General features: G+C 35.5%; 22 protein-coding genes. 15 read left to right on the top strand and 7 right to left on the bottom strand.

From position 1 onward, the window contains the following. The first annotated feature begins 10 nt into the window (after positions 1 to 10). The 3 genes from A4F88_RS07180 to A4F88_RS07170 are packed head-to-tail and all read left to right on the top strand — an operon-like array spanning position 11 to position 3,734. Positions 11 to 2,404 (top strand): M28 family peptidase, encoded by a 2,394-nt coding sequence (locus tag A4F88_RS07180; protein WP_082815716.1) that lies wholly within the window; start codon positions 11 to 13, stop codon positions 2,402 to 2,404. Between the two features lie 42 nt (positions 2,405 to 2,446). Continuing rightward, positions 2,447 to 3,313, top strand: a complete 867-nt coding sequence (locus A4F88_RS07175) for a tetratricopeptide repeat protein (RefSeq protein ID WP_068841899.1) — start codon at positions 2,447 to 2,449, stop codon at positions 3,311 to 3,313. 1 nt (position 3,314) lies between these two features. Next, on the top strand, positions 3,315 to 3,734 hold the full coding sequence (locus tag A4F88_RS07170; RefSeq protein ID WP_068841898.1) for an SRPBCC family protein: 420 nt from the start codon (positions 3,315 to 3,317) through the stop codon (positions 3,732 to 3,734). 46 nt (positions 3,735 to 3,780) lie between these two features. On the opposite strand, the gene A4F88_RS07165 is transcribed toward A4F88_RS07170, so the two are convergent. Further along, the gene (locus A4F88_RS07165) at positions 3,781 to 4,176 is read right to left on the bottom strand and encodes a rhodanese-like domain-containing protein (protein ID WP_068841897.1); all 396 of its coding nucleotides are present in this window, start codon (positions 4,174 to 4,176) and stop codon (positions 3,781 to 3,783) included. A gap of 149 nt (positions 4,177 to 4,325) precedes the next feature. On the opposite strand from A4F88_RS07165, the gene A4F88_RS07160 reads away from it, so the two are divergent. The 10 genes from A4F88_RS07160 to A4F88_RS07115 all read left to right on the top strand — a co-directional run bounded on the left by A4F88_RS07160 (position 4,326) and on the right by A4F88_RS07115 (position 13,940). Beyond that, positions 4,326 to 5,228, top strand: coding sequence for a LysR family transcriptional regulator (locus A4F88_RS07160; protein ID WP_068841896.1), 903 nt, complete (start codon positions 4,326 to 4,328; stop codon positions 5,226 to 5,228). Next, positions 5,213 to 5,662, top strand: coding sequence for a GNAT family N-acetyltransferase (locus tag A4F88_RS07155; RefSeq protein WP_068841895.1), 450 nt, complete (start codon positions 5,213 to 5,215; stop codon positions 5,660 to 5,662). The genes A4F88_RS07160 and A4F88_RS07155 overlap by 16 nt, the downstream gene beginning before the upstream one ends. A 105-nt stretch (positions 5,663 to 5,767) precedes the next feature. Further along, the gene (locus tag A4F88_RS07150) at positions 5,768 to 6,604 is read left to right on the top strand and encodes an NAD-dependent epimerase/dehydratase family protein (RefSeq protein ID WP_068841894.1); all 837 of its coding nucleotides are present in this window, start codon (positions 5,768 to 5,770) and stop codon (positions 6,602 to 6,604) included. A gap of 167 nt (positions 6,605 to 6,771) precedes the next feature. Then, positions 6,772 to 7,248, top strand: a complete 477-nt coding sequence (locus A4F88_RS07145) for a methylated-DNA--[protein]-cysteine S-methyltransferase (RefSeq protein WP_068841893.1) — start codon at positions 6,772 to 6,774, stop codon at positions 7,246 to 7,248. Positions 7,249 to 7,377: 129 nt separating this feature from the next. Further along, complete coding sequence (locus A4F88_RS07140) at positions 7,378 to 8,091, top strand: 3'-5' exonuclease (RefSeq protein WP_068841892.1); 714 nt, start codon at positions 7,378 to 7,380, stop codon at positions 8,089 to 8,091. Positions 8,092 to 8,196: 105 nt separating this feature from the next. Beyond that, positions 8,197 to 9,270, top strand: coding sequence for a winged helix DNA-binding domain-containing protein (locus A4F88_RS07135; protein WP_068841891.1), 1,074 nt, complete (start codon positions 8,197 to 8,199; stop codon positions 9,268 to 9,270). Between the two features lie 109 nt (positions 9,271 to 9,379). After that, on the top strand, positions 9,380 to 10,819 hold the full coding sequence (locus A4F88_RS07130; RefSeq protein WP_068841890.1) for a nucleoside recognition domain-containing protein: 1,440 nt from the start codon (positions 9,380 to 9,382) through the stop codon (positions 10,817 to 10,819). A gap of 27 nt (positions 10,820 to 10,846) precedes the next feature. Beyond that, a complete protein-coding gene (locus tag A4F88_RS07125; protein WP_068841889.1) occupies positions 10,847 to 11,521 on the top strand; it encodes a hypothetical protein in 675 nt (224 codons plus the stop codon). Between the two features lie 15 nt (positions 11,522 to 11,536). Next, entirely contained in the window at positions 11,537 to 12,265 is a 729-nt protein-coding gene (locus A4F88_RS07120) for a hypothetical protein (RefSeq protein ID WP_068841888.1), read from the top strand. Between the two features lie 70 nt (positions 12,266 to 12,335). Further along, a complete protein-coding gene (locus A4F88_RS07115) occupies positions 12,336 to 13,940 on the top strand; it encodes a fumarate hydratase (RefSeq protein WP_068841887.1) in 1,605 nt (534 codons plus the stop codon). 137 nt (positions 13,941 to 14,077) lie between these two features. Here the strand turns inward: A4F88_RS07115 and A4F88_RS07110 are convergent, their stop codons facing one another. Together A4F88_RS07110 and dinB are read right to left on the bottom strand one after the other, a co-directional pair. Continuing rightward, positions 14,078 to 14,575, bottom strand: coding sequence for a PAS domain-containing protein (locus A4F88_RS07110; RefSeq protein ID WP_068841886.1), 498 nt, complete (start codon positions 14,573 to 14,575; stop codon positions 14,078 to 14,080). A 92-nt stretch (positions 14,576 to 14,667) separates the two neighbouring features. Then, positions 14,668 to 15,750 (bottom strand): DNA polymerase IV, encoded by a 1,083-nt coding sequence (gene dinB, locus A4F88_RS07105; RefSeq protein ID WP_068841885.1) that lies wholly within the window; start codon positions 15,748 to 15,750, stop codon positions 14,668 to 14,670. Between the two features lie 141 nt (positions 15,751 to 15,891). Between dinB and A4F88_RS07100 the strand changes: the two genes are divergently transcribed. Both A4F88_RS07100 and A4F88_RS07095 read left to right on the top strand, forming a co-directional pair. After that, positions 15,892 to 16,626, top strand: coding sequence for a metallophosphoesterase family protein (locus tag A4F88_RS07100; protein WP_068841884.1), 735 nt, complete (start codon positions 15,892 to 15,894; stop codon positions 16,624 to 16,626). Positions 16,627 to 16,674: 48 nt separating this feature from the next. After that, a complete protein-coding gene (locus A4F88_RS07095) occupies positions 16,675 to 17,196 on the top strand; it encodes a DUF6646 family protein (protein WP_068841883.1) in 522 nt (173 codons plus the stop codon). A 97-nt stretch (positions 17,197 to 17,293) separates the two neighbouring features. Here the strand turns inward: A4F88_RS07095 and A4F88_RS07090 are convergent, their stop codons facing one another. The 4 genes from A4F88_RS07090 to A4F88_RS07075 form a co-directional block, all read right to left on the bottom strand. Continuing rightward, the gene (locus A4F88_RS07090) at positions 17,294 to 20,068 is read right to left on the bottom strand and encodes a M4 family metallopeptidase (RefSeq protein ID WP_068841882.1); all 2,775 of its coding nucleotides are present in this window, start codon (positions 20,066 to 20,068) and stop codon (positions 17,294 to 17,296) included. Positions 20,069 to 20,437: 369 nt separating this feature from the next. Beyond that, the gene (locus A4F88_RS07085; RefSeq protein ID WP_068841881.1) at positions 20,438 to 21,097 is read right to left on the bottom strand and encodes a 3-oxoacid CoA-transferase subunit B; all 660 of its coding nucleotides are present in this window, start codon (positions 21,095 to 21,097) and stop codon (positions 20,438 to 20,440) included. A gap of 80 nt (positions 21,098 to 21,177) precedes the next feature. Continuing rightward, complete coding sequence (locus A4F88_RS07080; protein ID WP_068841880.1) at positions 21,178 to 21,879, bottom strand: CoA transferase subunit A; 702 nt, start codon at positions 21,877 to 21,879, stop codon at positions 21,178 to 21,180. Positions 21,880 to 22,185: 306 nt separating this feature from the next. Then, positions 22,186 to 24,492 carry a penicillin-binding protein 1A gene (locus A4F88_RS07075; protein ID WP_068841879.1) on the bottom strand — a complete coding sequence of 769 codons (2,307 nt, stop codon included), beginning with the start codon at positions 24,490 to 24,492 and terminating at the stop codon, positions 22,186 to 22,188. Between the last annotated feature and the right edge of the window lie 7 nt (positions 24,493 to 24,499).

The raw sequence follows: 24,499 nt of genomic DNA, 5'->3' as shown, positions 1-24,499 counted from the left end.
CTTATTTATCATGAAAAAAAACCAGACCTCAATTCTAGCCATCGTATGCGTTTTAGCCATTCTTGGTATTATCTATGCCACCATGATGCCGCAATGGATTTCAAAAGATGAAGAGGCTCTTGCTGAATTCTCAACAGAAAGAGCCCTAAATCAAGTTGAAATTATTGCCCAAAAACCGCACTATGTTGGTTCACTTAACCATGAACTCGTAGCCAACTATCTTAAACTTGAACTCAACCGCATTGGATTAGAAACTTCGACACAGGAAGGTTTTACACTAAATGATAAAGGTCTTCTGGTAAAATCAAAAAACATTCTCGCCCGAATAAAAGGTACTAACAATACAAAAGCGCTTTTATTACTTTCTCATTACGACAGCGCACCGCATTCTTTTTCTAAAGGTGCCAGCGACGATGCTTCAGGAGTTGCTACTATTCTGGAAGGAATTCGTGCTTTTTTATATGCTAAACAACCGCATAAAAACGATATTATAATTCTGTTTTCAGATGCCGAAGAATTAGGTTTAAACGGTGCAGCACTCTTTGTCAATAAACATCCGTGGGCAAAAGATGTTGGTTTGGTTATTAATTTTGAAGCCAGAGGTTCTTCAGGCCCAAGTTATATGCTGATGGAAACCAATAAAGGAAATGAAGCACTAGTAAAAGAATTTTCGAAAGCAAAAACGACCTATCCTGTTTCAAATTCATTAATGTACAGCATTTACAAAATGCTTCCAAATGATACTGATCTTACTGTTTTTAGAAAACAAGGCAATATTCAGGGATTTAATTTCGCCTTTATTGATGGTCATTACAACTATCACACTCAGCAGGACGATGTCCAGCATTTAAACAAAACAACACTCGCGCATCAGGGAACCTATTTGATGCCTTTATTAAAATACTTCTCGAATACAGATTTAAATGCGACCAATTCTACAGAAGATGATGTTTATTTTAGCGCTCCGTTCTCCTTCATAAGCTATCCATTTTCCTGGGTTCTCCCAATGACTATTATCGCTTTAGGTTTATTGATTCTTTTTATCTTTATCGGAAAAGCCAAACGTGTTATCACATTCAGGGAAATTTTCAGAGGCTTTGTTCCGCTTTTGGGCTCACTGATCATTTCAGGATTGGTTACTTTTTTAGGATGGAAAATCGTTCTGCAGATCTATCCACAATATTCAGACTTACTTAACGGATTTACTTATAATGGTCATGCCTACATTGGTGCTTTTGTGGCTTTAAGTATTGCAATTTCTTTTGCCTTCTACCATCATTTTTCGGATGCAAAAATCACGATGAACCACTTTGTTGCTCCTTTATTGCTTTGGATCATCATTAATGCTTTTATTGCCAATAGCCTTACCGGCGCAGGATTCCTGATTATTCCGGTTTATTTCGGAGTTCTCTTATTTGGTGTTTTTGTACTCACACAACATTACAGCTTAGGTTTAAATCTATTATTTAGCATTCCCGCTTTAGCTATTATAGCGCCATTTATTGTTATGTTCCCAATAGGATTAGGACTTAAAATTCTTTTTGGAAGTGCTATCCTAACCGTTTTACTTTTTGGATTATTACTCCCAATATTTGGAAACTTCTTTAAAAAAGGGGCCTGGACAATGTTCTTTTTTGCTGTATCAATTGGCTTTTTTATTTATGCAGGTTATCATTCAGGTTACGAACACGGTAAAGCAAAATCAAACAGTTTATTATATGTTTATAATGCCAACACCAATTCTGCAGTCTGGACCACTTACGACGTAAACTTAGACGAGTGGACTAAAACATATTTAGGAGAAAAAAATCAAAAAGCTGTTGGATTAAATGCGCTGCCAATTGCCAGTAAATACAATTCCGCATTTACTTACAGTGCTATCGCTCCTGTAGTCGATATTCCAAGACCAACAATTGCCTTCCTGAAAGACAGTGTTGTAGGTAATAACAGATACCTGAAAATAAAAATCACCCCAAACAGAAAAGTAAACCGTTATGATATTTATGCCAATCCAAAAATGACGTTCTTTAACTTTAAAGCCAATGGAGTTTCAACTTCGGGACAAAAAGGGAATCAATTAGAACGTGAGGGCATGAAAATCTTATGCTATTATGTTGTGGCCAATGAACCACTTGTAATGGAATTTTACATCAACAAATCCTCAGTTTTTGATATGGATTTAATAGAAAGCTCTTTCGATTTAATGTCAAATCCTTTACTTAAAGTAAAACCACGAAGCGACTGGATGATGCCAACTCCTTTTGTTTTGAATGACGCTGTTTTAATTCAGGAAAAAATAAAAAGATATACGGCACCAGCAGCTGCCTTAACACCTGCAACGATAGTAAAAGATACTGCTACTGTTGTAAAAGACAGTTTAAAACCGGCTGTTAAACCAGAATAACAACATTTCAAAAAAGACCCGTTCTAACCAGACCAACTCATTATGAAAAAAACATTTCTGCTTTTAACCATTGTAAGCTTTTTCAATGCTAATAGTCAAACCTTAGAAGAAAAAATAGCAAAGAAAACTTGCGGTTGCCTGCAAAAAAGTAAAGACATAACCGAAACGATATATAGAGATTGCCTCACCAATTCTATGACTGAGGTTATTATGACTGATAAAGATGCCAAGGTTAGAGAAGGAATTAATACGGTTGAAGGAATAAAAAGCCTGCTTCAAAAATCAGACGAAGCAGTGAGCAAAACCTGCCCGCAGGTTCTGCCTAAAGCACCAGAAAGCAGATCAGATGTTTTTTATGCCGATTCTAAAAATAAAAATGCGCAAAACTCTTATATAATTGCAAAAGATTTTATGCGTGATAAAAAGTACAAACTCGCTATCGAAGGCTTGCAATTGTCATTAAACCAAGACCCAAACTTTGTTTTGGCACTTGATGATATTGCTGTTTGTTACAGACAACTGGAAGATTATGATAACGCGATAAAATTTTATAAAAAATCTTTGGATGTATATCCGGAAGGCGAATATGCCTTAATGAATATTGGCGTGGTTTACACCCTAAAATCAGATTATAAAACAGCGATTGAATATTATGAGAAACTCATAAAATATCAGCCTAATAATGCCGAAGGCTATTTTGGAGTCGGAAAAAATTACATGGCTCTCAACGAAGATGAAAAAGCACTGGATCAGATTTTTAAGGCACACCGAATTTATACCATTGACAAATCAGATTATGCAAAAGATACTGAAACCTTAATGGGCGCTATTTATCAAAAAATGAAGAAAGAAAACAAAGAAGAAATCTTCAGAAAAATTGCAGCAGAGAACAATATAAATATAGAATAAAATGGCAACAAATATTTCTACCGTATTATTGAACGCTCCAATAGAAAAAGTTTGGAACACACTAACACAACCAGAATTAGTCAAACAATGGCAATATGGAAGTGATTTAATTACAAATTGGAAAACCGGCAGTGAAATACGGTTTCGAAATGAATGGGAAGGTCAGGTTTTTGAACAATGGGGAACTGTACTTGAAGTTATTCCGAACCAGAAAGTCAAATATTCATTGTTTTTTCCAAGACCGGAATTAGAAGACAAACCTGAGAATTATTTCATTATGAGTTATGTTTTATCTGAAGAAAATAACAAAGTTAAACTGGAAATAATTCAGGAAGATAATCGTCCGGGAGCAGTTCAGGAAGAACCTCAAGGCGAAGAAAATCCAATTATACAGGCTTTAAAAACCCTGATTGAATCTTAAAATATAATTTAGGGCAAACTTTTGTATTAAAGTTTGCCCTTTTTCTTTAACAGGCACATTCAATTTTCAATCCTGCTTTTATTCCGTTTGTCCCTTCGGTTGCATAACCATCAAACTTCCACCACTCGATTCCTCCAATTAATTCTTTCACCTTAAATCCAAGTTTCGTCATATTCAGCGCACCTTTTGTTGAGGCATTACAACCAATTCCGTCACAATAGGTAACATACAAAACCTCTTTGTCCAAATGTTGGGTACTTTCTGATGTCATTTCACGATGCGGAATATTAATCGCTGTCGGGATATGTTCTGCTTCAAAACCAAATGCTTTTCGGGCATCAATTACGATCACTTTTTCTCCGTTGTTCAGTGCATCAAACAAATCAGACGGATCCATTTCGAAGGCTAATTTATTTTCATAGTATTTAATCTGTGCTTCCATTTTAATTCCGGTTTTAAAGTTTTATTTTCCAAAAGTAATTCAACACCATTTCGCATAAAAACGAAAAGAATTCATCAATCCGATTACTTTTTTTCATAGAAAAACCATTCTAAAATGTTGTTACTTTGTATTTCTAATTCCCAGAAAAAATGGAAATACGTCATTTACGATTAATAAAAGCAATTGTTGAAGAAGGAAGCATCACCAAAGCGATAGACAAATTGCATTTGACACAATCAGCATTGAGCCACCAGCTCAAAGAAGCCGAATACCAATTGGGAACTGCCATTTTTCTGAGAACAAACAAAAAACTGATTCTGACGAAAGCCGGAGAAAAAATCTATGAACTTGCTAATGAAATTCTGGATAAACTTACACAAACCCAATCTCAGATTAAACAAATGGTTTATGGAGAACACGGCGAAATCAGAATTAGTACAGAATGTTTCTCGAGTTATCACTGGCTGCCACCGGTTTTAAAACAATTTCATCTTTTATATCCCAATGTCGAGTTGAAAATTATGACCGAAGCCACTCATATTCCGTTACAAAAATTACTCGAAAATGTAATTGATATTGCGATTATCAGCGATCAGATCAAAGACAATAACATCAAGTATATTGAACTTTTTCAGGATGAAATGGTTATGGTGGTCTCTGAAAATCATGCCTGGGCAAATAAAAAATATGTTGTTGCCGAAGATTTTGTCAACGAACATTTACTGATTCATTCTCTTCCGATGGAAACAGTTACGATTCATCAGTTTCTTTTGGCTCCAGCCAAAGTAACACCCAAAAAAATTACGCCATTACCTTTAACAGAAGCTTCTCTCGAAATGGTCAAAGCCGATATGGGCGTAATGTCGATGGCAAAATGGGCATTATTACCACATTTGAAAACCAGTCCTATTAAAGCCATTAAAATTGGGAAAAACGGATTGAAAAGAAAACATTTTATCGCCATTCGCGAGAATCAGACCTATCCCGATTACTTTTATCATTTTATCACTTTTTTACAAAACGAAATCAACCTGCAATGGAATATTCAATAAGAAATTGCGAAATAACCGACTTGCCTAAACTGGTTGTTTTATGTGAGAAACATGCCGAATTTGAAAAAGCTGATTATTCTCCTATCGGAAAAGAAGAAGCACTTAAAAAAGCATTATTTAATGAAAATCCAAAATTGTACTGTTTAGTAGTTGCCACAAAAGAAACTATCATAGGTTATGTTTCTTATACTTTTGATTTTTCGACCTGGGATGCAGCAACATTTATCTATATGGATTGTTTGTTTCTGGAGGAAGAAGCCAGAAGTTTTGGAATTGGTGAGATCTTAATCGAAAAACTGAAACAAATTGGAAAAGAGCAAAACTGCATTAACATTCAATGGCAGACGCCACAGTTTAACGAAAGAGCCATTAAATTCTACAACAGAATTGGCGGAAAAGGGAAAGACAAAGTTCGATTTACATTAGATTTGTAAATAATTTAATCTCGCAAAGTCACGAAGAAGCAAAGAAAAAGTTTTATTAAGTATAACTTTCCCTTTGTCACTTTGAGCCTTTGCTTCTCTGAACCTTAAAAACAAATGACTCAAATAAGCATATTAGGTTGTGGATGGCTTGGATTTCCTTTGGCGAAAAAATTAATCCAAAAAGGATATTCAATAAACGGCTCAACAACTTCACAAAACAAACTTTCCACTTTAGAAAATAGCGGAATAAATCCGTTTATTGTCATCCTGAGCGAAGTCGAAGGAATGTTTGAAAGCGAAAGTGTTTCAGAAAGTATAAACTCCTTTTTACAGGAAAGCGAAATCCTCATCATTGATATTCCGCCTAAACTGCGAGGTGATAATGGAGATTCTTTAAGAAAAATTTTCGTCGAAAAAATTGAAAATCTAATTCCGTTTATAGAAAAATCAACGGTAAAGAAAGTTCTTTTTGCGAGTTCAACTTCTGTTTACGGTGATGAAAACGGAACGATTACGGAAGAAACACTTCCAAATCCTGAAACAGAAAGTGGTAAACAATTGCTTTTAGCGGAAGCTGTTTTACAAAAAAACCAAAATTTCGAAACGACAATTTTACGTTTCGGCGGATTGATTGGTGAAGATCGTCATCCGATAAAGTTTCTGGCCGGAAAAGAAAACCTCGAAAATCCGGATGCTCCCATAAACTTAATTCATCAAAACGATTGTATCGAAATAATTCAGGAAATAATTAGTCAATCAAAATGGAACGAAGTTTTTAATGCTGTTGCCCCTTTTCATCCAACCAGAGAGGAATATTATACACAAAAAGCCAATGAACTGAATTTAATTTTACCAAGATTCAGTATTGAGAAGTCGAATATTAAAAAGGTAATTTCAGGCGAAAAGATTGAAAACTTTTTAAATTACACGTTTAATCTGAAAGATTACTAATATTTTAAAAATCAAAGATTAAACGACGTTCTTTTCGTTTTTATAAGCCTTCGACTTCACTCAGGGTGACAATAACGTTAGCAAAGTAAAAACTTAAATTACTGATATGGTTTAAATAAAATTGCGAACTTTGCGATAAACCTTTACGCTTTTGCGGTTAAAAAACTATGGAAACAGTATTCATTAATTCACCTTTAGGAATCACCAAAATTGTTGGAGACGAAGATGGTATTGCAGTAATTTCAGTTTCTGATGTTGGTACCAATGAAGTTTCTTCAATAGTTCCGGAAGTTTTAAAAGAAGCTGTTTTGCAACTTGAAGAATATTTTGAAGGAAAACGAACCGATTTCGATTTAAAGCTAAATCCAAAAGGAACTGAATTTCAGCAAAAAGTATGGAAATCTTTACTCGAAATTCCATACGGAAAAACAGTTAGCTATATGGATCAAACCAAAAAACTGGGCGATATCAAAGCAATTCGTGCTGTAGCATCTGCAAATGGTAAAAATCCGTTATGGATTGTGGTTCCCTGTCATCGCGTTATTGGCACAAATGGTTCTTTAACTGGTTATGCCGGAGGCTTATCCCGAAAGAAATGGTTAATCGAACACGAAAATCCAACCACACAGCAGAGTTTGTTTTGAAAAAATAAAAAGTTTGCTACCAATTTAACGAATTAAAATCATAGTTTTATAAAACAAAATCATAAGTAATTACTTATGATTTATTCTTTATAAATATTTGCAAGTCTAAAAATCTAAGACGTCTAAATAATGATTGAAAAAATAAACTTAAATAACATTCTCTTTCTTGATATAGAAACTGTTCCTGAAGAAGAGAATTTTAACTTGCTTGATACAGAAATGCAATCGCTGTGGGATTTAAAAACCAAATATCAGCGAAAAGACGATTTTACACCGGAAGAGTTTTATGACCGTGCCGGAATCTGGGCTGAATTTGGAAAGATTATTTGTATTTCTGTAGGCTATTTTACCATAAAAGGTGATGTTCGAAATTTTAGGGTGACATCTTTTTTTGGAGAAGAAAAAAAGATTCTGAAAGACTTTAACAACCTGCTAAACAATCATTTTAATCAGCCACAACATCTTTTGTGCGGACATAACGCAAAAGAATTTGATATTCCGTTTATCGCACGCCGAATGATTATCAATCAGATTGCGATTCCGGATAAACTGAATCTATTTGGCAAAAAGCCCTGGGAAATTGCACATCTGGATACTCTGGAATTATGGAAGTTTGGGGATTACAAACATTTTACTTCTTTAAAATTACTAACAAAAATCCTGGGTGTTCCTTCTCCAAAAGGTGATATCGACGGCAGTCAGGTGGCGCATGTTTTTTATGTCGAGAAAGATATTGACCGGATTATAACCTATTGCGAGAAAGACACGATTGCTGTCGCACAGATTTTCCTGCGTTTACGCCGTGAAGATTTATTGATCGAAGAGGAAATCATTCATGTTTAATTTTGAGGTGCAAAGGTGCAAAGGTACAGAGTTGCAAAGCTTCTTCTTTGAGATCTGGCAGACAGAGTTTAACTGTACTTATATAACTCATATGGTTTAATAATTATGACACATCAGGAAATTTCACATCATCGTCTTGTTTCACAAAAATTGTACAAACCCAACCCTGCTTCGCCACAAGAAATTGTTCAGCATCTTGGTGCAATGCAGGCTCAGGATTATGCCATGGCAAAGTGGGCAGTTGGTTCACGTTGTGATGCGCCTGAAACTATGATTGAAGAAGCTGTTAATTCGGCAGAAATCATCCGGACACATATTTTGCGGCCAACCTGGCATTTTGTTTCGGCTGAAGATATTTATTGGATGTTGGATCTTTCGGCACCTCAGGTAAAAAAATTCACTTCTTCTGCCGCCAAAAAATATGGCTATGATGCCAAAAAACTGGATGAGCTGAATATTGCTATCGAAAAACTCCTGTCCGGAAATCAGCATTTAACACGTGATGAAATCATGCAGGAACTCAACATAAAAAAAACATCGGGCGAAGATTTCCTGAGTGCCGCCATTATGATGAATGCTGAGTTGGATGGTTTAGTTTGTAACGGGAAAATGAAAGGCAAACAAATAACTTATGCTTTACTTGAAGAACGCGTTGCTAAACCTAAAACAAAACTAACTAAAGAAGAAGCATTAGCAAAATTAGCGAAGCGTTATTTCGAAAGCCACGGCCCTGCAACGTTACCTGACTTTTCGTGGTGGTCCGGTTTTCCTCCAACTATCTGCAAAATTGCTATTAATGCAATTGAGTTGCAATTGAGCTCTATTGAAATTAATGATCAGAAATATTGGTTTGGAAATGAGTTGACTAATGAAAATAACTTCCGCGAAAGCGTACATTTTCTTCCCGCATTTGATGAGATTTTAATTTCATACAAAACACGTGAAGCTTCGATTTTACCAGAACATCAACCTAAAGCTTTTACCAATAATGGAATTTTTAAACCCATTATTCTGGAAAACGGAAAAGTAATCGGAACCTGGAAACGGACCATTAAAAAAGATCATGCTAAAATCGAAACACAGTTTTTTAATGAAACCGAAAGTGCTAAAAAAGAAATTCTGTTTGAGGGTATCACCGCTTTTCAGAACTATTTAGAAACTAAAGTGATTATTGAATAGCTTAAATTTCAATGAAAAATTACATTTTCTAAGAAATACTTCTCGTTTCAATAGCAAAATCTTTGTGCATATTATGGCTAAATAATTACATTTACAAAAAAATAGTATTATGGTATTAAGCAGATTTTGGTTAGTTATTTTTATTTCTTCAATTTTCTTTATTGTAGTCAGTTTGTTTACTGCCAACACTTACACTATTGATTCTATTTTGAATGGTAAGAAAGATGATCCTGTTTTAGTATCTGAAAAATATATCGAACAACTTCCGGCTTTTATCAAGGACAGTATTAAAAAAGCGCCTAACCAAACCATGATTATCAATCGTGACACACTAAATGCTGATACAACTTATGTTTACAAAAACAAAACAGTAAAAGTTTTTAGTGGTGTACAAAAATCGGATGGTTTATTGCCTACTTGCAAAACTACTTTACTCGATTTAATTTTGCCGCTTATGGCTTATCTGGCTTTCTTTTGCGGATTAATGGAGCTTTTAATTATTTCAGGCGCATCAGGAAATCTGGCCAAAGCATTGAGTCCGGTATTTGTAAAGGTGTTTCCTAGTATTCCTAAAAATCACCCTTCTATATCGTATATGACTTTAAATTTTGCGGCCAATTTTCTGGGATTAGATTCGGCTGCAACCCCTTTTGGTCTTAAAGCCATGGAAAGCTTACAGGAAATAAACCCTGACAAAGACAAAGCCAGTGATGCCCAAATCATGTTTATGTGTCTTCACGCTTCAGGTTTAACCTTAATTGCAACTTCTATTATTGGTTATAGAGCTGCTGCAAATGCCAGCAATCCTGCTGATGTTATGCTGCCTTGTATTATTACTTCTTTCATTGGTACAATTGCAGCTTTTTTAATCGTGGGAATTAAACAAAAAATCAATTTTAAAAGTGCTTCTCTTCTTATTGCCCTGATGGTATTAATCGCTGCAATTGTTGGTTTATTGATGTACGTGAATCATTTGGATTTAATTGGAAAAAACTACTTCACCTCTAACCTTTCGGGATTAATATTAATAGCTATTATTGCTTTTACACTGATTTTTTCATTCATACACGAGAAAAAATTCACAGATGCCAATACAACTGTTTTTGAAACTTTTGTAGTAGGTGCCAATAATGGTGTCAAAACAGGTGTTACTATTTTTCCTTATGTATTGGGAATGTTAGTCGCTATTTCTTTGTTCAGAAACAGTGGTTTGTTTGAAATTATAAGCGACGGAATTGCCTTTGTTTTCTCTAATATGGGAGTAAGTAAAGAAATCACAAATGCGTTACCTGTAGCAATGCTTCGTCCTTTTAGTTCTGCAGGATCCCGAGGATTTTTAATTGATTCTATGAATACCTTCGGAGCAGATTCTTTAACAGCTAGACTGAGCAGTATTTTTCAGTGTAGTGCCGAAAGTACTTTTTATGTAATTGCTGTTTACTTTGGTTCTGTAAACATCAAAAACACCCGTTATGCTTTGGGCACCATGCTTTTGGTTGACTTAATTTGTGTTATTACGGCGATTTTTGTGGCTACATGGTTTTTTTAATCCTCATCTAATCAAATTAATATAATTATGTTTAAAAGATTCTTCAGTAAAAAAAAGGAAACAGAAACTATTGAAAAAATTCAGTCTGAAGAGAAAAATCAGTTTAGTGAAGAAGTTGAAACTATTGAGGAAGTTAAAACAGAAGAAAATAAATTCGAACCCAACAAAATAGATTGGTTAATAAACGATTCTATCCTGACTTTTTTGCCTCGTGAATTGTATATGCATTATTGGGATAGCAATACTGAAAAAAACCTCCAGGATCCGTCCTGGCAAAATCAGGGTATCTTTTTTTGGGATAACAACGAGCCTTTTGAAAAAAAATCCTTACCTGATTTTTTTGAGAATTTTGAAAAAAAGCTATTTGTCTTTAATCAGTTTCCAGACTATATTTCGATGGTATCTGCAAAAGCAATTCCCTGGTTTGGAATGCCCGGTGGAGGTGATAAACTTTCTCTAAGATATGAGGACAACTCCATAACACTGGAAGAAGCTCAAAAACTGAATATTATAAATTATGTTGAAATTATAGATTTAAATTATGAAAATCTGAGCGTTCTGACCGATCGTGATAATTATTATTTTCTAATTGACCCTAATGAAGTTAAATTTCAAAATCAGCTTTTTTATCTTGACGGAGAAAGTATTTCGTTAGCTGAACTTTATCAAAAAAAGAAACTATTCGTTATAGCATTAAAATAATATCTATTTAAAATAATGAAACCACAAACCCTTTTATTTTTATTGCTTTTAATTGGCTGTCAGAAACCAAAATCTGAACCTCAAATTACAAGTACCACTCCGGAACCTAAAACAGAAACAGCTGTAATAAAAGAACATTTTTTAAAAACAGATACCATTTCGATTTCTGAAGATGAAACCATATCCAAAAATGCTTTTATACTGGCTCATTTGGTTGATCAAAAAGCAGATAAAGACAGTATTGTAACCGCAAAATACCGTCTCGATTTTTATTTGAACAAAACTAAAACTGCCGATTCAAAAATTACAATAAAAGGTATTCAAAAAGGTTCAGAATGGTCCGCTTCTTATGGGTTGACTTCGGCTACAGCCAAAAATTCGAATTTTATTCAGGTTAGTTTTGGATATCCTGCTTGTGGTTATGCCCAAAACAACTATTTATATTATTTAAAAAACAGCGATTTACAACTTGTTCATGAATGGGATTCTATGATTGACAGCGGCTGGGGAAGTTGGGTTGAGTTTGAAAATTCAACATCAAAAGCAAATCCGGAATCTTTTTATTGCAAAACAGTTTCTTTTGAACCGGATGATGACGATGAAAATATGGGTACTGTCTCACATTCAGATTCCATTGTTTTTCGCCTGAACGGAAATCAGTGGAAAAAGCAATTGGCTTCAACGAAAAACAAGACTTATTTTGAGAAAAAAATGTCTTTTGATGCCTTTCACGGGATAAAATAAACTCCCAAAACAGCCCTTATTCAAATTCTTTCTTAGGTAAATAATTTCTAACTTTGTAAAAAACAAAGCAATGATTGATTTTATATACCAAGACCCTTATCCTATTTTAAAGGATGATACACAGTACCGCAAAATTACTTCTGATTTTGTGAAAGTAGAACAATTTGGAGAACGTGAAGTTTTAACCGTTGATCCAAAAGGATTAGAATTACTGGCTGAAGAAGCTTTAACAGATGTTTCGTTCATGTTAAGAACAACACATTTGCAGAAATTAAGAAAAATTCTTGACGATCCTGAAGCTACAGATAACGATCGTTTTGTGGCTTATAATTTATTGCAAAATGCTTCTGTTGCTGCCGAAGGTCAGTTACCAAGCTGTCAGGATACCGGAACAGCAATTGTAATGGCCAAAAAAGGAGAAAGCATCTTTACGGGTGTTGATGATGCAGAATGGCTAAGCAAAGGAATTTTTAATACGTACCAAAAACGTAACTTACGTTATTCACAGATTGTACCGATCTCGATGTTTGAAGAAAAGAATTCTGGTTCTAATCTTCCGGCGCAGGTTGATATTTATGCCAAAAAAGGAGCTTCGTACGAGTTTTTATTTATGGCTAAAGGTGGTGGATCTGCTAATAAAACCTACTTATATCAACAAACAAAATCTTTGTTGAATGAGAAATCTCTGGATGCTTTTATTCGTGCCAAAATTAAAGATTTAGGAACGTCTGCCTGTCCTCCATATCACTTAGCTTTAGTTATTGGCGGAACTTCTGCCGAAGCGAACTTAAGTGCCGTTAAAAAAGCATCTGCAGGATATTATGATCACTTGCCAACTTCAGGAAACATGGCTGGTCAGGCTTTTCGTGATTTGGAATGGGAACAAAAAGTACAGCAAATTTGCCAGGAAAGTGCTATTGGTGCTCAGTTTGGCGGTAAATATTTCACACATGATGTTCGTGTAATCCGTTTGCCACGTCACGCAGCTTCATGTCCGGTTGGATTAGGGGTTTCTTGTTCTGCTGATAGAAATATTAAAGGAAAAATTACAAAAGACGGAATCTTTGTTGAACAATTAGAAGTAAATCCAAAACAGTTTTTACCGGAAACAGCACCACATTTAGAAGCACCTGTAGAAATCGACCTAAACCAGCCAATGGCTGATATGTTGGCGAAATTATCACAATACCCAATTAAAACACGTTTGAAATTAAACGGAACTGTAATTGTTGCCCGTGATATTGCGCATGCAAAAATCATGGAAATGCTTGAAGCAGGAAAACCAATGCCGGAATACTTTAAAAATCATCCTGTTTATTATGCAGGTCCTGCTAAAACTCCGGAAGGAATGCCTTCAGGAAGTTTTGGACCAACAACTGCAGGACGTATGGACGTTTATGTAGATGAGTTTCAAAAACATGGCGGAAGTATGATTATGCTTGCCAAAGGAAACCGTACTAAACAGGTTACTGATGCCTGCAAGAAATACGGCGGATTCTATTTAGGATCTATTGGCGGACCGGCTGCAATTTTAGCACAGGATAATATCCTGAAAGTTGAAGTGGTTGATTTTGAAGAATTAGGAATGGAAGCTGTTCGTAAAATAACCGTAAAAGATTTCCCTGCTTTTATCATTACTGATGATAAAGGAAATGATTTCTTTGAGAATTTATAAGTTTTTAGACTTAACGTTTTTTGCCACAAAGGCACTAAGACGCAAAGTAATTATAGTTGTAAAAAAATGAAACCGCCAAACAGGCGGTTTTTTTTATTATTAAAAGACTTTGCGTCTTAGTGCCTTTGTGGCAAATATCAGGCGCTTAAATCTCTTTCAAAGGCTATAAAATGTGTGATTTGCCCTTTTAGATTAAAAACAGGAGAACTTGTGATTTTACATTGGTATGTTCTGCCGTCTTTTCTGTAATTTTCGATTGTTTTCTCAAAGGGTACTTGTAGTTTGATCGCTTCTCTGATTTCTTTGAGAACGGTTTTGGATGTTGCCGGTCCCTGAAACATCTTGGGTGTTTTGCCCAGAATTTCTTCTTCTGCGTATCCTGTCATTCTTTTGATTCCGTTAGAAGCAAAAACAATTTTTAAGTCTAAATCTGTTACCAGAACCACTTCATTCTTTAGTCGTTCTTCAATTGCCAGATTTTTTTCGTTCCAGGTAAACTGATTCGAAATTTTTTTTACTTTCTTTAAATCTGTCAAAGCTGCTTTTAATTCCCGTACATATTCACAATGAAAATCCCAAGCTAAAATTGGAACTGAATTACGATTAGAAATCTCGTCAGATTTATTAGTTTTCATTATGCGTGATATTATATTCTTTTCTCTCAAAGGTAGAAAGAAAATTCATCACAAAAACAGAATTCTTGTGATTTAACCATAGTTTAATCAAATTAAAAGGAAAATTTTAGTTGTACAACAACTGTCTTTTTCTCTTCGGTATTTAAATTATTGAGAGAAATTCCGAGTAATCGAACTGAATCTTTCATTTTTTCCTGATACAATAATTCTTCTACTGTTTCAAGAATCAGGCTTTTATCAGAAATAAAATAAGCCAATGTTTTACTTCGCGTTTGCTGGGTAAAGTCGCTGTATTTGATTTTGAGTGTGACTGTTTTTCCTGAGATATTATGTCGTTTTAATCGTTTTTCTAACGAAGTTGCAATCCTGTCTAATTGTTCCAGCATAAAAATCTCTGAAGACAAATTGACATCAAACGTATGTTCTGCCGCTACTGACTTGGTTATACGATGTGATTTTACTTCGCTATTGTGAATTCCGCGAACTACATTATAATAAAAAGCGCCTGATTTTCCGAAATGTTTCTCTAAAAACTCTAATGATTTACTTTTAAGATCTGTTCCGGTAAAAATGCCCAATTGGTACATTTTCTCTGTTGTTACTTTTCCAACTCCGTAAAACTTACGAATAGGTAATTCTTCCAGAAAAGCCAGTACTTCATCAGGGTTTACTGTTTTTTGTCCGTTTGGTTTATTGTAATCACTCGCAATTTTTGCTACAAATTTATTGATCGAAATTCCCGCCGAAGCTGTAAGTCCAACCTCAGTAAAAATTCGGGATCGGATTTCCTGAGCCAGTAAACTTGCGCTTGGATTTCCTTTTTTATTTTGGGTAACGTCAAGATAAGCTTCGTCAAGCGAAAGTGGTTCAACTAAGTCTGTGTAATCGTGAAAAATTTTATGAATTTTACTGGAAATTTCTTTATACCGATCAAATCTCGGGCGTACAAAAATAATTTCGGGACAGTATTTTTTAGCCAAAACACCACTAATGGCACTACGAACACCAAACTTTCTGGCCTCGTAACTTGCTGCCGAAACTACTCCTCTGTTTTCTGAACCACCAACAGCAACAGGTTTTCCGCGCAAAGCAGGATTATCCATCTGCTCTACCGAAGCATAAAAAGCATCCATATCAATATGGATAATTTTTCGATATGTTGGTGCATCTGACATTATGCAAATTTAAACAGGAAACCAATAACTAGAACGCTTCTAATAGTTATAAATAGTATCAATTTTTAAAGATTAACAACTAAATGATTCCAGACAAATCATTTTATTTATTTTTGTAGTTACTACCCGAAATATTTAAAAATGCGAACATTTGTTATAGGCGACATACACGGAGGATTACTCGCACTTGAACAAGTGCTGAAAAAAGCGGAAGTTACCACACAAGATACTCTTATATTTTTAGGCGATTATGTTGATGGCTGGAGTCATTCGGCAGAAGTAATCGACTATCTGATTGACTTAAAACTCAAACAAAACTGCATTTGCATTAGAGGAAATCATGATCAGTTAACTTTAGACTGGCTCGAAAACAGACATGAAGATTTTGATGAGGAAATGTGGTACAAACATGGCGGAAAAGCAACTGTTGAAGGATATTCCAGACTTTCTGATGAGAGAAAAAAAGAGCATATTGCTTTTTTCGAATCGTTGAAAGACTATTATCTTGATGATGAAAACCGTCTTTTTGTTCACGCCGGATTTACTAATTTAAACGGCGTGGTTTGGGAATATTTTCCGAAATTATTTTACTGGGACAGAACGCTTTGGGAGTCTGCACTTGCATTAGATCCAAATTTAAAACCAGACGATTTATACTATCCTAAACGTTTTACCGTTTACAAAGAAATCTATATTGGCCACACTCCTGTTACCCGAATTGGACAAACTGTTCCGGTAAATAAAGCGTGTGTATGGAATGTTGATACGGGTGCCGCTTTTAAGGGACCTTTGACTATTATGGATATAAATACCAAGGAATTCTGGCAAAGTGATCCTTTGAACGAATTGTATTCTGATGAAAAAGGTAGGAATTAATATCTAAAAAGTTAAATTTGCAATCCAATATAATTAATATTTAAGTTTATGAAAAAGGTTATTACATTTTTGTTTTTAGTATCATTCGGTTTTACTCAGGCTCAGCAGGCATTTACAGGAAAAGGCGATGTAAAAGTAAACGTTGGTGCTAATCTTCAGGATGGTGGTTCAGGAATTCAGGGATCTGTAGATTTTGGTTTAGGAGAAAACTTCTCTTTTGGATTTGTTGCTAATTATTTACTTGGTGTAGATGACTATGTACCATACAACCAAATTGCGGGTCAAACTTATGGCAAACCAAATTTTGGCGAGCGTTTTGATGCAAAAGCAAGAATCAATGCTAATTTAAGCAGCGTTATAGGTGTAAAACAATTAGACGTTTATCCAGGTCTAAGTTTAGGTTTACACAATTTTGGAGGACATGTAGGCGGTCGTTACTTTTTTACTGACGGATTTGGTGTTTTCACAGAGGTTGGTTTCCCTATTGCAAAATACGGCAGTAACGATGGTGTATTTGATCATTTAAACAATCAGGCTACTTTTAGTTTAGGAGCTTCATTTAATTTGTAATTTTTTCTATCGCAGCGTTAAGCTTTCTCAACGTTCGGAGATTACATAAAAAAACCGCCCAATGGGCGGTTTTTACTTTTTAATTACAATTCTGTTTTTATTTTTTAGCGAATTTTTTAACAATTCTTTTAGCACCATTATTTAATTCGATAATGTAGATTCCGGTGTTTAGTGCACTAACATCAACAGGATTTCCGGAAAGTTCTCCCGTACTAATTTGCTGACCTAATGTATTTATAATTCTAAACGTATATCCTGTATTGTTTAAAAAGGAAATATTTAATTCGTCTGCTACCGGGTTTGGATATAATGCAAAACCTGAATTTTCAGTTGTTTCCACTAAACCTGCAACAAGTTCTTCGTTTACAATTGCTCCTGAAGCTGTAATGTTTATAGAATAATCTTCGACTTGTCCATAAGAAAAACTCTCACAAGAGGTTGGGATTCCGTTGTATTTCATAGAAACTCTAAGTCTTGTTGTTCCAAGAGTTGCCGTTGCCGGAATTGTGAAGGTTCCTGATACCGGAGTAGTCGTAGAAGTCGCTTTTGTCCAAACCGTTTCACCTGAGTCGGCAAAATCACCATCCTGATTATAATCTATAAAAACCGCATATCCTTCGCTGTAAACAGAAGAAGTCCAGCTTGGGGTAATCGTAATCGTATATGCTGTTCCTCTTGTTGCATTGGTAGAAATTGCAGTATAGTTTTCATAACCTGTTGTTCCGGTTGATGTATTATTGATTGTTCCCAATACAACTTTACCTATTCTCTCATCTGCTGCACTATTGCCCTGAGAAGTACAATATGTTACTGTAGCAGCGGTAGTTGTAACATTTACAGTATTACTTGCCGCTGAAACGTTTCCTGCAGCATCTTTGGCTTTTACACTAAAACTATACGCTGTTAAAGCCGTTAAACCTGTTACGGTATAATTGGTAGTTGTAGAGGATCCTTTTAATGTTGTTCCCTGGTAAATATCGTATCCTGTTACCCCTACATTATCTGTAGAAGCTGTCCATGATAAATTAGTAGTTGTTCCTGTAGTGCCTGAAGCAGCAAGACTTGTTGGAGCTGTTGGTGCAACAGTATCCGTTGATCCTACGTAGGCCGCACCAACTCCCACAGCATAAAACGCATTGGTTGTGGCAATCACTTCAGGAGAACCTGCTCCATACAAATCTATGGCAGATTGTATACCTGAAGTTCTCGCATTAGCATAAGTAGAATTTGCCGTCAGGTAAACACTTTCTAAACGGTAGGCAATTTTTGCAGCTTTTTCGATCGTAATACCAGTCACGTTATAAGCGCTTCCAATGTCATTAGTTCCGGATTTACCTACAGACAGGATATAAAACCAGTGATTTAAAACCCCTGAATTGGTATGTACTCCACAATAATCATTACTGCTGGTTGGTGTACAACTTACGTTAACCCAATATGTTCCGCCATAAGTATCCGGTTGTCCTTCTGTTTTTGGATTACTCATAGAACGTAAAGAAAGATGTCCTGATCTTCTTTCGATATCTTCTCCAATTAGCCAGGTAGATTTTGTAGGTGCGGCATTATACTCAATACATGCGCCCCAAATATCAGAAAAAGCTTCATTCATTGCTCCGGACTCTTTTTGATAAGCCAAGTTTGCTGTATAAGTACAAACGGCATGTCCTATTTCGTGTCCGGCTACATCAATAGCTGTTAAGATGTCAAAATAAGTTCCGCTTCCGTCACCGTAAGTCATTACGCTTCCATTCCAGTATGCATTATCATATGCGCTGCTGTAATGTACATAGCTTTTTATAATTGCTCCTGCGTTATCATAACTATTTCTGCCGTGTACCGCTGACCAATAGTCATATGTTTTTTCAGCTCCCCAATGAGCATCCAGTGCACCATTGTCTTTGTTGGTATTATTATATTCAGCGGCTGTCCAGTTATTATCAGCATCTGTAAAATTCACAGCGGCTGTATAACTTGTCCCCTTTTTCATGTTGTAGGTGTTTATTCCTAAACCTCTTGTTGCATCTGCAAGGATATAAGATGAACCACTTAGAGTAGTTTGTATTACCTGTGTTCCGCTATAACGGGTTGCTGCATTTGCGGCAACTATTGCAGCTTTAGAACTAACTGTTTGTTTTTGATTTATCGGATTTATTTTAGCCGATTTTAATTTAGCTCCGTGGCTATATTCTCCAAGATGTTTGATTGTGGCGTTATAAAACAGGACTTTTCCGGTTTCGGCATCGATATAAAGATCACCACGGCTTACCGGATTGGTGGCATAAATATCAAACTTATAAGCCAATCGTACTTTATCTGATTTTCTGTCTTCTCCCTGCTCTTCCATATCAGGCAGTAAGACTAATTCTCCTTTGGGTTTTTCGTAATTCATTGCAGCAGCATCTTCGGGTGTTTCCCATAAGTATTGTTTTGCTCCTGTATGAGCAATAGCTTTGGCAAATGCTGCCTGATTTGATAGTTTTGGGGTTGTTTTTACATTTTGAAGAGCATAAAATTCCCCGTTCATTGAAACGAGTTTTCCCTCTTTTGAATGTAGTGTGTAATTGGCAAATTCTACTTTAATTCCTTGTTCATACAACTGAAATTTTTCATGAGTAAAACCATCTTTATCAGATTCTGTTTTAACTTTCGAAAAAGACTGATTGTCTTTTAACCCCAATTGCTCTTTAAAAACAGTGTTGTAATCTGTTCCTTTGTAAGTAGATTTATCACTAAAGGTGATTAAACTTGGTTGTCCGTTTTCTGAGACACTTTTCTGGCTCACCCTCTTATCTGTATTTTGGGCAAATCCTGATACTGAAAATGTAAGAATAATAACGGCTGATGCCATGATTTTTGGTAATTTTCTTTCCATAATAATGTGGTATTTAAGTTTGGTTAAATGGATTACAAACAGAATATTAAAAGTAAGTAAATACTCTATTTTGAGATAAAAGTATTTTATTTACGTTATATAATCGATGAAATTTGCCTTTAATCGATAACATACAACATCTTTTATGTAAAAATCATTTTTATTTAACAAATTATAATTATTTCGTAAGAAAACGGCTTAAAAAATAATTATTCTATTGATTTATAATGGATTATCAGCAAAAACAGGCACTCATGCGGGTTTGATTTTAAAAATAAATACGATTAAAAACCTTAATTTATTCCTACAAAAAAGGCCAGCCCTTTTAAAAGCCAGCCTTGAGAGATTTTCAATAAAAAAATATTTTTTTTAGCTGATATCCATCTCCGGAATATCTCCTTCAATAATCAAATCAGCTTCTGTTGAAGCAATAATATGTTCTACAGAAACACCTGGTGCTCTTTCTAAAAGCTTGAAACCTTTTTCGGTTACTTCGAGAACAGCTAACTCTGTTACAACCTTTTTAACACAGCCTACACCTGTTAAAGGTAAAGTACATTTTTTCAGGATTTTTGATTCTCCTGCTTTGTTCACGTGCATCATGGCTACGATGATATTTTCGGCAGAAGCCACTAAATCCATTGCGCCTCCCATGCCTTTAACCATCTTACCCGGAATTTTCCAGTTGGCAATATCTCCGTTTTCAGAAACTTCCATTGCGCCCAGAATCGTCAAATCTACTTTTTGGCTGCGAATCATCCCGAAACTAAAAGCCGAATCAAAAAAACTGGCTCCCGGCAATGTTGTAATAGTTTGTTTTCCGGCGTTGATAATATCAGCATCTTCTTCTCCGGCAAACGGAAAAGGCCCCATGCCCAGAACACCATTTTCGCTTTGAAATTCAACGGCAATATCTTCTCTCACATAATTTGCAACCAAAGTCGGAATTCCGATCCCTAAGTTTACAAAATACCTGTCTTTTACTTCTTTTGCAATTCGTTTTGCTATATCTTCTTTATTAAGTGCCATATCTATAATGTGTCAATTAGAAAATTTGATAATTAGATAATTCAAAAACAATTATCTAATTGTCGCATTATCTTAATTATCTAATTTTTTACTCTAACAGTTCGTTGTTCGATTCTTTTTTCAAATTTTTCGCCCTGAAAAATGCGTTGCACCATAATTCCCGGAATATGAATTTGATTTGGATCCAGAGTTCCAACAGGAACCAGCTCTTCGACTTCGGCAATAGTAATTTTTGCTGCTCCTGCCATACATGCATTAAAGTTTCTGGCTGTTCCTTTAAAGATCAGATTTCCTGCTTCATCACCTTTCCAGGCTTTTACAATGGCAAACTCGGCTTTAAAAGCCTGCTCCATAATATGCATTTTTCCGTTGAACTCACGAACTTCTTTTCCTTCGGCAACTTCGGTTCCGTAACCTGCCGGTGTAAAGAAAGCCGGAATTCCTGCCTGAGCTGCGCGACAACGTTCTGCTAAGGTACCTTGCGGAGTTAGTTCTACTTCGAGTTCGCCTGAAAGCATCTGACGTTCGAATTCAGCGTTTTCTCCAACATACGAAGAGATCATTTTTTTAATTTGTTTTTTCTGCAAAAGCAATCCCAAACCAAAATCATCAACTCCCGCATTGTTTGAAATACAGGTTAAATCAGAAATTGATGTGTTTACTAATGCTGCAATGGTATTTTCGGGAATTCCGCACAAACCAAAGCCTCCAAACATAATAGTCATTCCGCTTTCGATTCCTTCAATAGCTTCCTGAACGTTATTTACTTTTTTTGTTATCATAACAAATTGTCTTTATTGCTGTATAATTTTGATAAAAATAAGATTTTTAGATTAAATTATAACGATTTCGTAAAAATAAAATATGCCTGGTGGTTCGGTATCAATTCAAGACCTATAAATCAACAAAACACCTTTTTACAAACATTATTAATGGTTTCCACCATTAAAGCAAATAGCACAATTATAATTCGTTTCCCAAGATTGAAACCTTGGGCTATATTCTATTCCATAAAAAAATCCTTTTGTATTCTTCCAGATTTTAGAAGATCACAAAAGGATAATTTATATTTAAACCTGAACTTTAAGTTACAGTTCGAACTCGTCTGTATTCTGATCTGTTTGTGTGGTATCTTTTACAACTGCAGGTCTGCTGTAGCAATCTACTTTGATAGAAAGATTTGCCGGACGTTCGAATTCTGATTTAGAAACCTGAAGTCCCGGATCTGCATAACACAGTTTCATGAAATAACCCCAGATTGGTAATGCAGCAGTTGCACCTTGTCCGTAAGTTAAACTTTTAAAACGTGCTGAACGATCTTCACATCCAACCCAAACTCCGGTTACTAAATTTGGTACCATTCCCATAAACCAACCATCAGACTGGTTTTGAGTAGTTCCTGTTTTACCAGCAATCGGGTTTTTGAACATGTACGGATATCCTGTCCAGCGGTTATCTCCACTTCCACCGCCTTGTGTACGTAAACGTGCACCAGAACCGGTTTCTGTAACTCCTTCTAATAATTTAATTACAGCAAAGGCAATATCTTTGTTTAAAACGTCGTGAGATTCCGGAATAGGCTCATAGATAACTTCTCCGCTTTTATTCTCTATACGGCTTAAAAATTGCGGTTTAACATATACTCCCTGATTCGCAAACGTACTGTAAGCGGCAACCATATCCTCAACTGTAATATCTACAGCTCCAAGAGCAATAGAAGGCTGTGGCGGAATTTCGGTTTTTACGCCTAATTTATGTGTTAATTCAACAACAGCTTCAGGACCCGTTCTGTCAATTAATTTTGCTGAAACGGTATTGATCGAATTCGCTAAACCTTGTTTTAAAGTTACCATTCCGCGGTATCTGTTGTCAGAGTTTCTTGGTTCCCAGTCTGCTGTAACATTATGACGTCCTTTATGAATCATGAATGGCCCGTCAAGAATAGAATCGCAAGGCGACATATTCAATTGTTCGATTGCAGTAGCGTAAACAAATGGTTTAAAAGTAGAACCTACTTGTCTTGCTCCCTGCCCAACGTGATCGTATTGAAAATATTTGTAATTGATTCCTCCAACCCACGCTTTAATATTTCCGGTTTGAGGCTCCATCGCCATTAAACCTGATTGTAAAAAGTGTTTGAAATAACGAATCGAATCAAGCGGTGTCATTACCGTATCACGTTCTCCTTTCCAGGTAAATACGCGCATTTTTGTTTTTACTTTGAAAGAAGCAATGATATCATCTTCGCTTTTGTCCATATCTTTCATGATAGCCCAGCGTGTAGAATTTTTCATTGCCTGCATCATGATTCGGTCTGTTTCGGCTTGTGTAATATTTACGAAAGGTGCATTTTTATTGGTTTTCATTTCAATAAAAAATTGCTGCTGAAGGTTTTTCATGTGTTCAGAAACTGCTTCTTCGGCATGCAACTGCATTCTTGAATCAATAGTAGTATAGATTTTCAGACCATCTTTGTAAATATCGTAATCAGATCCATCTGGTTTTTTGTTTTCAGTAACCCATTTTTTCATGTAGTCACGCAGATACTCTCTAAAATAAGTCGCTGTACCTTCACGATGACTTTCTAACTTAAATTTTAAAGCAATTGGCAAGGCTTGTAATCTCAATTTTTCTGCTGTAGTAATCATTTTTGCTTTTTCCATTTGAGAAAGCACCACGTTACGACGGTTTTTTACTCCTTCCGGATTACGAACGGGATTGTATAACCCTGAGTTTTTGAACATTCCGACCAAAATAGCCGATTCGTCCATGGTTAAATCTTTCGGGTCTTTAGAAAAATAGGTTTGTGCTGCTGAACTTACTCCCACAGAATAATTCCCAAAATCGTAAACGTTGCAGTACATCGCCAAAATTTCGTTTTTGGTATATTGTCGTTCCAGACGAATGGCAATAATCCATTCTTTTATTTTTTGTACAATCCTGAACGGAAGAAACTTAGATCCTTCTCCGTGAAATAATTGTTTGGCTAATTGTTGTGTTAATGTACTTGCTCCACCATTGGTTCCTAAGCTAAAAACAGCTCTTAAAGTTCCACGTCCGTCGATACCGGAGTGATCATAAAAACGGGCATCTTCGGTGGCAACCAAAGCTTCTACTAAACTTTTTGGTAAATCAGAGTATTTAAGCTGTGATCTGTTGGTTTTAAAATATTTACCAATCACTACTCCGTCAGATGATATAATTTCTGTAGCCAGATTAGAATCCGGATTTTCTAAGTCTTCAAACGAAGGCATGGAACCGAATAATCCCCACGATGCAAATAAAAAGAAAGCTAAAATACCCAATAAGGTATAAGCAAAAACTCTCCAGAATTTCTTTTTATAATAGTTAATATCTTTATTACTATTAGATTGATTGTTTTTTTTGGTGGCCATAACTATT

This window comes from Flavobacterium chilense (genome assembly GCF_001602525.1).
Taxonomy (GTDB): Bacteria; Bacteroidota; Bacteroidia; order Flavobacteriales; family Flavobacteriaceae; genus Flavobacterium; species Flavobacterium chilense.
The sequence above is the reverse complement of the archived record's forward strand: the minus strand, read 5'-3'. Positions and strand labels throughout refer to the sequence as shown.